Raw genomic sequence first — 11,760 nt, forward strand, 5'->3', positions numbered from 1 at the left:
CAAGTCAGAGGCTTTGTCGTCGTCACTCAAACATGCGATCTAGTTCGATCTTGTGCCGAGCGTGCTTTTGTTGAAATCTCGCCATTGGTAGCAGTTAATTCTACATGGATAGAAGAGATACGGAAACTGAAAAGACCCCGATATGCGTATATTGCGGGAGTTGCCGATCGCTTTCTGGTCGCCGATCTCGATCTAGTAATGACTGTAGAAAAGGCTGTTGTAGCGGCATGGGAGAGAATACCAGGATGCCGGAGCGATGCAGATACTCGATCTCTAGCAGAGGCATTAGCACGCAAACGCAGTCGATTTGCCTTTCCCGATGATTTTAATCGGTTCGCTCAAAAGCTGCAAAAGCGAATGCAGGACAAACACGAGAAATCTACTGATGAAGGTGATGCTCTCCGCGCCTTACGTGAAATCAGAGTAAGTGCTACACCTGCTTGGGATGCAAATGCCGTAGAACTAATATTCTGGTTTGTCCGCGCTGAGACAGACGATCGCTTCGGCGAGAAAGAATGGCATGAATGGCTAGATAGCTGGCTAAAACTACTCCCTGAATCAGCAAGATTTAGCTCTGTGGATGGCTCAGTAGTAACGCTGGATGATATGACAGCTAAGGAATATGTCAATAGCGATCGACTCGATCTCGATCGCTTGTCTTCTCATTAGAATTTATTTTATAGGTTTCTATCATCTATTTGATGCTTGTCATACATATAGCATTGTTTTTTATCCGCCGTTGACAAATATTAGGACAACTTTTTAGGGTAAATAAGTCACTGAAAAACAGTCGCCTCTTTCGGCGATAAAGCTTCCAGAGACGACTCAATTAAAAATTCTTACCCCTATCATATCGCCCTTTATTGTCGGTTGATAGGGCAATATCCGCCATGAAACAACAAAAGACAATAACCGATCGTTCACCCCATCTCTTGGAGGTCGATCGTCTCGAAAAGGAATCACTAACGCAAATTTTCTCTGGCAAGGTGCTAGCAACCATTGTCAAAGATTTCTACCCTCAAGATCTCTTGGAAAAATTTGCAACGATCTATCTTGGATTCGGCTCGATCGAACTATTGCCCACGGTCAAGGCGGCGGTCAAAAAGCAGATCGCGGCACCATTAATGATATCTCAATCACCCAAGTCCTACATGCGGATGGTGAGATAAACCACTATCTCGAAAGCATAGAAAATTTTCAAATTGGTCAACAAGTTTCTATTCGTGTCGATGGTGACTGGAGATTAGCCAACAGTAAACTCCACACGGCTGGACACGCAATTGCCGTGGACTTTCTCTGTAACAAGCCCCACACAGCCGAATTGGGCGAGATTGAAACGTTCTCTCTCGGCTCGGCAACATATCCTGAAACCGCGACAGATCTAAACCAATTAAACTGGCGATCGGTCCCAACTCTTCCTCAGTCGGAAATGGATTGAAATACAGTTTCTCCCATCTAGCAATTATGCCCCCAATCCCCGCCGCCTGACCTAGCGAATAAGCCGATGGTAGACTATTTGCTTTGAATTGCCGCAACCGTCCGAGATAATGGCTGATACTCTCATGCTCCAATGGTTCCACATAGCCTAACTGGGGCACTCGATCGTCAAGCTGACTCAAGAAAAATCTCCTTCTAAAAGTATCTGTTTCGAGCTATCGCTTGCAGGTGGTACATTTCTCGATTCCAGGGCAATATACTTCTTACCGTAACGATTGACAATATTGCTCAAAACCGTTTCATCAATCTTGAGATGTCCCTTTTTTACAGAATGTAAAACCACCTTTGATATAAGTTCAATCAAAAGACCAATCCGCGCTTGAGTATTTACTAACAACGTTTGAAATAGAGTTCCTTCTGACAGGTTAGAAGCTTGAGGAAGTGCCAAAATCTCTTCGATATCATCCAATGTATTCTTAAAATCTTTTTCATCTAGAGCATCGAACTCAAATAATGTTGGAAAATGAGTCAGCAAGTCGCCACTTTCCAAGTTCTCATCCAGCTTTTTAGTCCCGATTAAGATAATCGGAACGCCAGATTTCTCATGAAGCTGCTTTAGGTCGAGCAAGGCATCCTCTTGTAAATGATGGGCATTATTAATTAGTATAAGTTCAATCCCAAATAGTTTAAGCGATTCAGCTAATCTAGGGCGTAAGTCTTGTCGTTTCCCTCTCCAAGCTGCATGTTTAATGTCTTGGATAATTTGTGAAAATAACCGTTGAGAACTTAAATTTGTCCATGCCTCAACATGGGAAACCCGTTTGGTATGTTCATCTCGATATTGCGCTGACGAACGGCTTTTTCCCACATGCCTCGGCCCGATCGCTCGACCACAATGTTTGAAGGCTCGTAGTTCATCTAACCATCGGGTATATTCCGAATGACGGTTGGTTGAGATAAAAACAGCTTTGAATAGTTCCTCAATCGCTGCTGCTTTTACCAGCAGATCGGTGATATCGATCGTTGGAGCCAAAACCTCGACGGGAACGTGAATTACCAGTTCTGATTGTTGTGTCATGTCTTACCAAATCCTTTTCAGTGTTTGATTTTTAGCAATAATAATTCGATTCCTTTCTGTCGTCGGCGTAGCCTCTTCCCTAGATAATTGATGAGTGGGATTGGACTCAGGCTTTGGTACTGGAGGTAAAGATTTAGGAGTCTGAAGCTTCATCTGTTCTCCTTGTTCAATTGTTTCAGCTCATACAGGCTCGAATCTTGAATATCCATGTTGATTGCATGAGCACAACCAATAAATTCGCCAGATCGATCGCCTGTAGCTTGAATGTAAGCATATAGCGTCAGAACATGGTCGGGATCGTAGTTTACTGTGACATATTGGCCTACAAATGGTTTCAATTCTTCACAGCGGTATGTCAGAGTTTCAAAGAAAATAGATCCATAAGCCTGAACGACCCGTTGTTCTTCCTTCATCAAGAGAATGTCTAGTTCACGCTCATTTAGCTGTTCTGGCAACTTGCCACCCATTCCTCTTAACCATTTCTCATAGCGGGTATCACGGGGATCTTTAGGATATGGCTGATGATTATAGTCATCACAGAAGTAAGCGGCTAGAATCTTGTCAACATCTTCAATAGTTAAGCGAGCTTCCTTTTCTGCCCGTTCTGCACCACCATCCTCTGGTGATATATTTAAAAGGTTGCCATCTTCATCAACGATCCGAACATCTAATTTTGTGCGATCGCATTGAACGATTTGGTTACTGAAATCCGCTTTGAGTAGTTTTCCATCTCTGGTTTCAACACTCATCCAAGAACCCGCTCCTGGATTTCTAATTCTGCGCTTCTGCCTTGCAACTAGAGGTTTTAGAATCCGGTAAATAGTCGCCTGATGAGGATAGTCACCTTCTTCATGTCGAAGATCGATTAATGCGTGACGGTGAACCTCTCGCACAATATTCGCTGGAGTGAGCAGGTGCTTATCTTTGACACTTTGTTCATAGACACTGCGGATATACTCAGGCCAATATTCACCAATCCGATGTTGCCCTTTATCAGAACGATCGATTCCCGCAGTCTCATGTAGCTGTTCATCAGTATATCGATCGAGCAATCGTTCAACCTGACGAATCGAGATATCTAACGTTTTCGATATCTGCTGCTTGCGTTCGGACTTAACCTCAGTGGTATAATTTTACCAATCTTTTAGCAATTGAGGCTATGTATGGTTGCAACACAAGAGCATTTGCCCCGACTTACCCCCAAAGAGTACTTTGCTTGGGAGGAGCAGCAGGAAATCAAGCACGAGTACTTCGATGGCGAAGTATTTGCGATGAGTGGTGGGACGACAGACCACAGTAAAATTGCCACAAATATCACTACACTAATCGACAATCATTTAGGTGATGGCGATTGCCAAATCTTTAACTCCGATGCCCGCATCAAAATTCAAGCATCTGAAAAATACGTTTATCCAGACGCGAGCGTAACCTGTGACGAGCGCGACCGACAAACACCTCAGTTCAATAGTTATGCCTGTACGATCGTCGAAGTACTCTCCCCCAGTACCGAAGCTTATGACCGAGGCAAGAAATTCAAGCTTTATCAGCGATCGACTAGCTTAATTGAATATGTCCTTGTCAGTGCTGAAGAAATCGAAATTGAAGTATTCCGCAAGAACGAACGCGGTAAGTGGGAAGTAACCAATTACGTTGCTGGGGATACGGTCGAACTAGAAAGTATCGGACTAACTTTTGCAATCGAACGAGTCTATCGTGGCATTGAGTTTTGAGAAACTGCTAAATTTACCATCAATCGTTACTACTCATCAATGCTAACAAGACTTGTCCGGTAGATACCATTTGTCCGGGCGTACAATAAACAGCCTCGATCGATCCTGTTTCCTCGGCTGCGATCGTCATTTCCATTTTCATCGCTTCGAGAATTACTAGTTTATCGCCGGGATTTACTATGTCTCCTGGCTTAACTAATACTTGCCATACATTAGCGGTTAAATGTGCGACGATCGGCGTACAGTTGGGTGGTAGCTCTAGAGTTGCTGGAGGCGGCGCGGCTTCTGGTTCGATGGCTTGTCTGGTGAATTCGCCAGCGGCTGCCCAGGCATTTCTCTCGGCTTGAAATGCCGCTTGTTGGGTGTTTTTAAACCTAGCAATATCATCGGTATTGTCAGTCAGAAATTGTTGATATGCCGATAAACTAAATGTTGTTTCTTCGACCTTTAATTTTACCCGTCCATAAATCAGATCTTCCCGATATTGTAATAGTTCTGTTGGCGAAACTGGGAAATATCTAATTTGGTCGAAGAAGCGTAATAACCACGGCTTGGTAAAGTCTGCCGTCTGACGATAACGATTCCAAATCGGCACGGTACGACCGACAAATTGATAACCGCCGGGGCCTTCCATCCCGTAAATACACATATATGCGCCGCCGATACCGACAGCATTTTCGGGCGTCCAAGTGCGGGCGGGATTATATTTGGTCGTGACTAGGCGATGGCGCGGATCGATCGGGGTAGCAACGGGCGCGCCTAAATAAACATCTCCCAATCCTAAGACTAAATAGCTGGCGGCGAAGACAATTTCGCGCACGGATTCAACTGAATGTAAACCATTAATGCGGCGAATAAATTCGATATTACTCGGACACCACGGCGCATCGTCGCGGACGGATTGGATGTATTTGTCGATCGCGAGTCGGGTCGAATCATCATCCCAAGACAAGGGCAAATGCACGATGCGGGTGGGTACGGTTAACTCGTCGATATTCTGTAAGTTCGCGCGAGCGATCGTTAATAAATTTAATAATTCGCGTTCTGGTAAAATGCGACTATCATAGTGAATTTGGAGCGATCGAATGCCTGGAGTGAGGTCGATAATCCCCTCGATCGGATTAGCTTTGAGCCATTCCATTAAGGCGTGAATCTGGAATCGCAAGTTGAGATCGAGAACTAGTTCGCCATATTCAATTAAGAGATATTTATCGCCCGATCGACGGTAGGTAGTGAGGCTGTCACTAGCAGGTAATTTGTCTACTAACAATACTTGTTCTGGAGCATTATCTCTTGCTTGAGATACGAGTGTTTCTATCTCCCGATCTTGGGCGAGTTCTAGGGCATTGGCACGCTCGATTGTCATCGGTCGAAACCGGACTTTATCACCCGGTTTGAGTTGACCGATTTTCCATAATTCGGCTTGAACGATCGTCGCAGGACAGACGAAACCACCCAAACTAGGGCCATCATGAGCCAGAATAATCGGCATATCGCCCGTAAAATCGACAGTCCCGATCGCATAAGCATTATCGTGGATATTTGAGGGGTGCAAGCCCGCCTCACCACCATCTGTCCGCGCCCAGACTGGTTTGGGGCCGATCAGTCTAATTCCCGTCCGCGCTGAATTGTGATGGATTTCCCAGTCGGTAGCAAAAAACATCTCGATATCTTCAGGCGTGAAGAAATCCGGCGCACCATGAGGGCCATATATGACCCCAATTTCCCAATGATTCGCATAGCTGGGAATTAATTCGGGAGCTAAACTTTGGGGCTGAACTAAACCGCGTAACTCTAAACTCTCCCAGTCCCCCCGTCCCCCAGTCTCCCCGTCCCCTGCAAAATGCAAGACATCACCAGTCCGTAAAGTCCTGCCCCCATGCCCGCCAAATTGACCGAGAGTGAAGGTGGATTTGCTGCCGAGATAGTTCGGGACATCAAAGCCACCAGCGACGGTGAGATAGCTTCTATAGCCATTTCCAGTAATGCTAGCTAGCTTTAGAACACTACCCGATCTGACATGAATCACTGTCCACCACGGCACGGGTGCGCCGTCGAGAGTGGCTGTCATCTGCGCTCCCGTCAAACAGATCGCTCGATCGCAATTGAACCGGATTTTTGGTCCTGACACCGTACATTCCAATCCAGCGGCATCTGGAGGGTTATTTAGGAGTCGGTTCCCCAGTCTAAATGCTAAATGGTCGATCGGCCCTGATGGCGGTACGCCAACATCCCAGTAACCGATGCGCCCGGGATAATCTTGAATAGTAGTCTGGATGCCAGGATCGAGAATATCGATCGACTGAGGCTGATAATTAAAGGTTTTTAAAAACTGAGTGTGGACGTTTCCGGCTTGATATTCGGGGTCGGAAATTGCTTGAAATAAGTAGTCGAGATTAGTTTCAATTCCGGCGATCGTGGTATTAGTGAGGGTAGCTTGAAGTTTGGCGATCGCCCGATCGCGGTCGATGCCATATACCAAAACCTTGGCTAAGAGCGGATCGTAGTAGGGCGTGACTTCTGTACCTGCGGCGATCCAACTATCGACACGCACATATTTGGGGAAACTTACCGCCGTCAGCAAGCCAGCACTCGGCTGAAAATTATGATGGGGATCTTCAGCGTAGATGCGAACTTGAATTGCATGTCCTTGGGGTTGATAGTTATAGTTAGCTAAGTCGAGATCGTCCCCCGCTGCTAACCTTACCATCCATTCAACCAAATCGATGCCACTGACCAATTCTGTCACGCCATGTTCGACTTGAAGACGGGTATTTACCTCCAAAAAGTAGAATTCCTGACTATCGGCATCGACGATAAATTCTACCGTGCCCGCCGATCGATAATTAACAGCTTTCCCTAATTTAACAGCGGCTGAATATAGTTGCGATCGCAAGTTATCATCGATCCCTGGTGCAGGCGTTTCTTCAACTACTTTCTGATTGCGGCGTTGCAACGAACAATCGCGTTCTCCTAAAGCAATAACATTTCCTTTCCCATCACCAAAGATTTGGACTTCGATATGTCTGGCGCGGGGTAGATAACGCTCTAGGAAAATACCACCTTGACTAAAGTTTTGCTTACTCAATCGATCGACTCGATCGAATGCTGCTGCTAAACTACTACCATCTCGACAGATTTCCATCCCAATTCCGCCACCGCCAGCCGTACTTTTGAGCATCACTGGATAACCAATCTGCGCCGCGATCGTTTCTGCTTGGGATTGACTCTGAAGTAGATCGCTCCCGACTAACATTGGAATGCCATTCTCAGCCGCGATCGATCGGGCGGTATGCTTGAGTCCAAACTGTTGTAATTGAGCTGGTGTCGGGCCGATAAAAGCGATCTGGGCGGCTTCACAAGCGATCGCAAATGCAGCATTTTCACTCAAGAATCCATAGCCGGGATGAATAGCTTGGACGCGATTTTCCTGGGCGATTTGCAAAATGCGATCGGCTTGTAAATAACTTTCAGCGGCGGTAGCTTTACCAACACAGAATGATTCAGTCGCCATATTTACATGCGGTGCATGTCGATCGATCTCAGAATAAATCGCGATCGATTGGATGTTTAACCTGTCGAGGGTACGGATGATTCTACAGGCGATTTCGCCGCGATTGGCAATCAGGATTCGTTGACGGAGCCTCTCAGAAGGAGAATCGAGCATAATGTGTAGATTTTGATGTATGGATTATCGATCGATACAATTGGGTTCGTATTAGTGGTAGTTGCCTGGTTATTGGTTGTCTTCTATCATTAAGTCAGAACAAGCAAACCGACAAAGATTGAGAAGTGCTTATGGTTAAGATAGATCGCTCAAATACTGCGCTCGTTGGGCTGGATTTATATACAGTTGCAGAGCGACATCAATTAGGACTAGTGGATGCAATCAAAGAGCAAATCCAATCCTGGAAGTCCAATTCCTACTTTAGATCGGCGAGTGTGCATCAAAGTTTAGATGGGGTTCGCGTCTTCACCTACAGCCAGTGGCAACCAAAGTTCGATCGTCGAAGTTTGCAGCGTCCTGTGGTGTTCGATGAGTTTTTTCCTCCAGACTTATTGCAGTTAGAGGTATCGGCAAGCAAATCGATATCAGCAGAAGTTGATATCGTCGCAGGAGATCGCATTACTCATCTGGCAGAGTTTCGTATGATGCCTACGAATCAACCGGAAATGGTGAAGCGGACAACGACGGAACTCGACCGAGCAATGAGTAGTTCTCCAGGACTGATTTCGGCAACTTTTCATCGTAGTTTGGATGGAACTCGGATGTTCAATTATGGGCAGTGGGAGAGTAAAGAGGCATTTGAGGAGATCCTGAAACAATCAGGTTTTAATCCAGACAAGCCGTATTGGGAAGGATTAGCACGAAACGAATTTCATTTGTACAATGTTGTCCACGTAGAGACAGCAGGCTGATAACTGCGGTGCAGTGGACAGTCACAGGTTGGGCTTGGTGCCTCAATCCAACATTTACACATATTGCTTGAAGATTGTTGGGTTTCACATGCGTTGAACCCAACCTACGCATGGTTTGGGGCATCCCAAATCACCAAGCGAATTGGTGTGGGATTGTAGGCATTGCAGGGATTATTTACCTGGGGACAATTGGAGATTAATACCATCACATCCATCTCGGCTTGTAGCTCGACAATTTTCCCTGCTTCAGAAATCCCATCGACTATTTCCAAGCTGCCATCGGCACTGACAGGCACATTCATATAGAAGTTAATATTACTCACCAAATCTCGTTTATTCATTTCATACTTACTCAATTCTAGTAAGTAGTTTTCCACACAGGCGTGGAGATGTTTTTTATGCAAGCCATAGCGAACGGAATTACTCTCCATACTGCACGCACCGCCGACAGTATCGTGACGACCGCAGGTATCGTTAATAACTGTCATCATCACATTCCCCTCATTGGAGATAATCTTAGTACCAGTAGTGATAAAGATATTGCCTTGACGGACGATCGTGTCGGGGGCACTATATCGCTCGGATGAATCGTGGGCGTTATACAATAGCGTATCGACGGCTTGATTTCCCTGGAGGTCGATAATGCGAAGAGTTTGACCGGATTTGACTATGCGCGACCAAGGTTGACGCGCGGGAATTACTTCATCATAAATAGCATCAGCCGGATCAAGTGTGGGATTGGAAATTGTAGAAACCATGTTTATTTTATTGTGGTAATGATGTTGATGGAGGTGAGATCGATCGATTTCTTTTAGTTGCTGCGTAGATCTTTACCCCCCCACCCCCCCTTATAAAGGGGGGGCTTTTCTTTTCTTGCTCCCTCTCCTTTAGGAGAGAGCTTGTCTTGCGCCCTCCCCTTTAGAAGGGGAGGGCTGGGGTGGGGTAAAGATCTACGCAATAATTCAAATAACTTGGATTAATTAAAGATCGATTAATCCTGGGCAAATAGCGCGTCGGTATTGATAAATCCGCGCACGACTTCAGGATTCGCAGTCCGACAAATATCGTCGGGAGTAGGTGCTGGAGACTTCCAGATCGTTAATTGAATTGGTTGCGGCTTGTATTCAGTGCTAGGGTGTAGAACGTGAGGACAATTTGACACGATCGCAAGTATATTCATTTCTGCCCGTAAATCTACATAACTACCCGCTTTCTCGCAGGTGCGGTCGTATTCTAAATACCCGTCGGGCGATACAGCAACCCGACTGAATAGATTGATATTCGGCATCAAATCTTTACGGGTTAATCCCCGTTTACCCAACGCTTTGAGAAAGTTATTTCGAGAATTTCTTAAAGTCGCATCGCCATAATTTACCTCATTACTCGTACCATTACTACAGCCACAGATTAAGTCGTGACAACCAGATGTATCGGTAGTAATCGAGCATAATATTCTGCCCATATCCGAATACATCACCATCCCTTGTTTGAGAAAGGCATTGAACTGGATTTTAGCTGTATCGGCGACATTCAGTCGCTCGATCGGATTGTCGGCATTGTAGCAGACTAGAGCTACCCCCTGCGAGCCAGCTAAGTCAGTGATGCGAAGTGTATTGCCGCGCTTGATAATGCCGTGCCAGTAATCGCCACCTGGTAGCTTTTCATCAAGTAGCACTAACTTGGGGTCGATGCCGGGATGTGTGGCTAAAGTAGTATTCATCTTAAGTCTGCTCGATTGGGTATGTAATTGGGTCACAGGTAGTGCAAATATCAACAGCCGAGGAGATGCCACAGCAAAGCTGAAGTGGTTCTCCCGGGCTTTTATCCCGCCGTGTGACCGAATTAGTAGTGTCTATTCACACCCAATCGGCTGCTTCTCTCGGACCAGTCATCGATGAATATCGATCGGAACCCTAGAAGCGATCCTGACTTGTATTGTAGATTAATCTGAAATCGTAATAAATGAATAATAGCAGATTAGATCTCAAAAGTGGAGCGATCGATCGAGCATCTTTTCAATTTTTGAAGAAAAGTATCCTATAATACCTCTGGATATCTCAAAAACAATCGATCGTCACTGTGCTTTTGGATACAAAATACTCAAGAGTAATGTTGGTAGTTTTGTTGGCAAAGCTACCGAAGTACCCAAGGATCGAAGACTCGGCTAATTTGCTGAGCCAAATTTAGGTCGATCGATTTTCGAGAGCGCAATTATAAATTAGTGAAGATCTTCATGTTACACCGATCGCTCTTATCGACTTGTCTGTTATTTACGTCAGCTTTATTTCTTACGGTCAGTTGTAGCAACCCAGGTGCAAATAAACCGACAGGAGAATCGGCAACTTCGCCAAATCCTTCGGCTGCTAGTGCGCCAGCTTCTGAGTCCAAAACAGATGTTAGATTGGGTTTTAGTGCGTGGCCGGGTTGGTTCCCTTGGCAGGTTGCTCAAGAACAAAAAATCTTTGAAGCTAATAAAGCATCGGTAAATTTAAAATGGTTTGATGGCTATTTGGATTCGATTTCTGCCCTCAATGCCGGACAATTAGATGCTAATAGTCAAACATTAGGCGATACGATCGCTTCGATTGCTGGAGGTGCGGATCAGGTAGTTGTATTGACGAATGACAACTCGACGGGCAATGATAAAGTCATCGTCAATAAAAATATCAAATCAGTTGCCGATCTCAAAGGTAAAAAAGTTGCTGCCGAGGAAGGAACTGTGGATCACTTTTTATTACTACAGGGTTTAAAAAAAGCTGGTATGACAGCCAAAGATATTAAGTTTGTACCGCTGGAAACTGGTAAAGCTGCTGCGGCTTTTGCTGCCGGACAAGTAGATGCAGTTGCTGTATTTGCACCTTTCACAACTCAGGCTCTCAAATTACCAGGAAGTAGGGAGTTATTTAGTTCCAAGGATTTCCCTGGATCGATTTCCGATCATTTAGTTGTCACTCGAAAATTTATTAACGAACATCCCGAAAAAGTTCAAGCAATGGTAGATAGATGGTTTGCTACTTTAGACTATATTAAAGCTAATCCCGACGCTGCTAATAAAATTTTAGTCAAACGTGCGGGAGTGAGCGATAGTGAGTACCA

General features: G+C 45.3%; 11 protein-coding genes and 1 riboswitch. Of the genes, 5 read left to right on the forward strand and 6 right to left on the reverse strand.

Going from position 1 to position 11,760, the window contains the following annotated elements; genetic code table 11:
• The coding region (locus RMO35_RS00855) for a hypothetical protein (protein WP_309737905.1) at window positions 1-669 on the forward strand (669 nt) is incomplete at its 5' end.
• A 221-nt stretch (window positions 670-890) separates the two neighbouring features.
• Window positions 891-1,169 (forward strand): hypothetical protein, encoded by a 279-nt coding sequence (locus RMO35_RS00860; RefSeq protein ID WP_309737906.1) that lies wholly within the window; start codon window positions 891-893, stop codon window positions 1,167-1,169.
• A gap of 48 nt (window positions 1,170-1,217) precedes the next feature.
• Here the strand turns inward: RMO35_RS00860 and RMO35_RS00865 are convergent, their stop codons facing one another.
• From RMO35_RS00865 to RMO35_RS00875, 3 genes are all read right to left on the reverse strand, one after another.
• On the reverse strand, window positions 1,218-1,619 hold the full coding sequence (locus tag RMO35_RS00865) for a hypothetical protein (protein WP_309737907.1): 402 nt from the start codon (window positions 1,617-1,619) through the stop codon (window positions 1,218-1,220).
• Complete coding sequence (locus RMO35_RS00870) at window positions 1,616-2,515, reverse strand: ATP-binding protein (protein ID WP_309737909.1); 900 nt, start codon at window positions 2,513-2,515, stop codon at window positions 1,616-1,618. Before RMO35_RS00870 ends, RMO35_RS00865 begins: the two co-directional genes overlap by 4 nt.
• 149 nt (window positions 2,516-2,664) lie before the next feature.
• Entirely contained in the window at window positions 2,665-3,567 is a 903-nt protein-coding gene (locus RMO35_RS00875; RefSeq protein ID WP_309737911.1) for a Mu transposase C-terminal domain-containing protein, read from the reverse strand.
• A 111-nt stretch (window positions 3,568-3,678) separates the two neighbouring features.
• Here RMO35_RS00875 and RMO35_RS00880 point away from each other — a divergent pair, with 111 nt between their 5' ends.
• Window positions 3,679-4,245 carry a Uma2 family endonuclease gene (locus tag RMO35_RS00880; protein ID WP_309737913.1) on the forward strand — a complete coding sequence of 189 codons (567 nt, stop codon included), beginning with the start codon at window positions 3,679-3,681 and terminating at the stop codon, window positions 4,243-4,245.
• Window positions 4,246-4,264: 19 nt separating this feature from the next.
• Here RMO35_RS00880 and uca read toward each other — a convergent pair whose 3' ends face one another.
• The gene (uca, locus tag RMO35_RS00885) at window positions 4,265-7,912 is read right to left on the reverse strand and encodes an urea carboxylase (protein WP_309737914.1); all 3,648 of its coding nucleotides are present in this window, start codon (window positions 7,910-7,912) and stop codon (window positions 4,265-4,267) included.
• 131 nt (window positions 7,913-8,043) lie between these two features.
• On the opposite strand from uca, the gene RMO35_RS00890 reads away from it, so the two are divergent.
• Window positions 8,044-8,664 carry an antibiotic biosynthesis monooxygenase gene (locus RMO35_RS00890; RefSeq protein ID WP_309737915.1) on the forward strand — a complete coding sequence of 207 codons (621 nt, stop codon included), beginning with the start codon at window positions 8,044-8,046 and terminating at the stop codon, window positions 8,662-8,664.
• A 104-nt stretch (window positions 8,665-8,768) separates the two neighbouring features.
• On the opposite strand, the gene RMO35_RS00895 is transcribed toward RMO35_RS00890, so the two are convergent.
• Both RMO35_RS00895 and RMO35_RS00900 read right to left on the reverse strand, forming a co-directional pair.
• A complete protein-coding gene (locus RMO35_RS00895) occupies window positions 8,769-9,422 on the reverse strand; it encodes an urea amidolyase associated protein UAAP2 (protein ID WP_309737916.1) in 654 nt (217 codons plus the stop codon).
• 233 nt (window positions 9,423-9,655) lie between these two features.
• Window positions 9,656-10,384, reverse strand: a complete 729-nt coding sequence (locus RMO35_RS00900; RefSeq protein WP_309737917.1) for an urea amidolyase associated protein UAAP1 — start codon at window positions 10,382-10,384, stop codon at window positions 9,656-9,658.
• Window positions 10,385-10,472: 88 nt separating this feature from the next.
• Window positions 10,473-10,592, reverse strand: a riboswitch (guanidine-I (ykkC/yxkD leader).
• Window positions 10,593-10,897: 305 nt separating this feature from the next.
• Here RMO35_RS00900 and RMO35_RS00905 point away from each other — a divergent pair.
• Window positions 10,898-11,760 (forward strand): ABC transporter substrate-binding protein (locus RMO35_RS00905; protein ID WP_309737919.1); only part of this gene is annotated, 863 nt, incomplete at its 3' end.

It is taken from the genome of Chamaesiphon sp. OTE_20_metabat_361 (assembly GCF_031364565.1).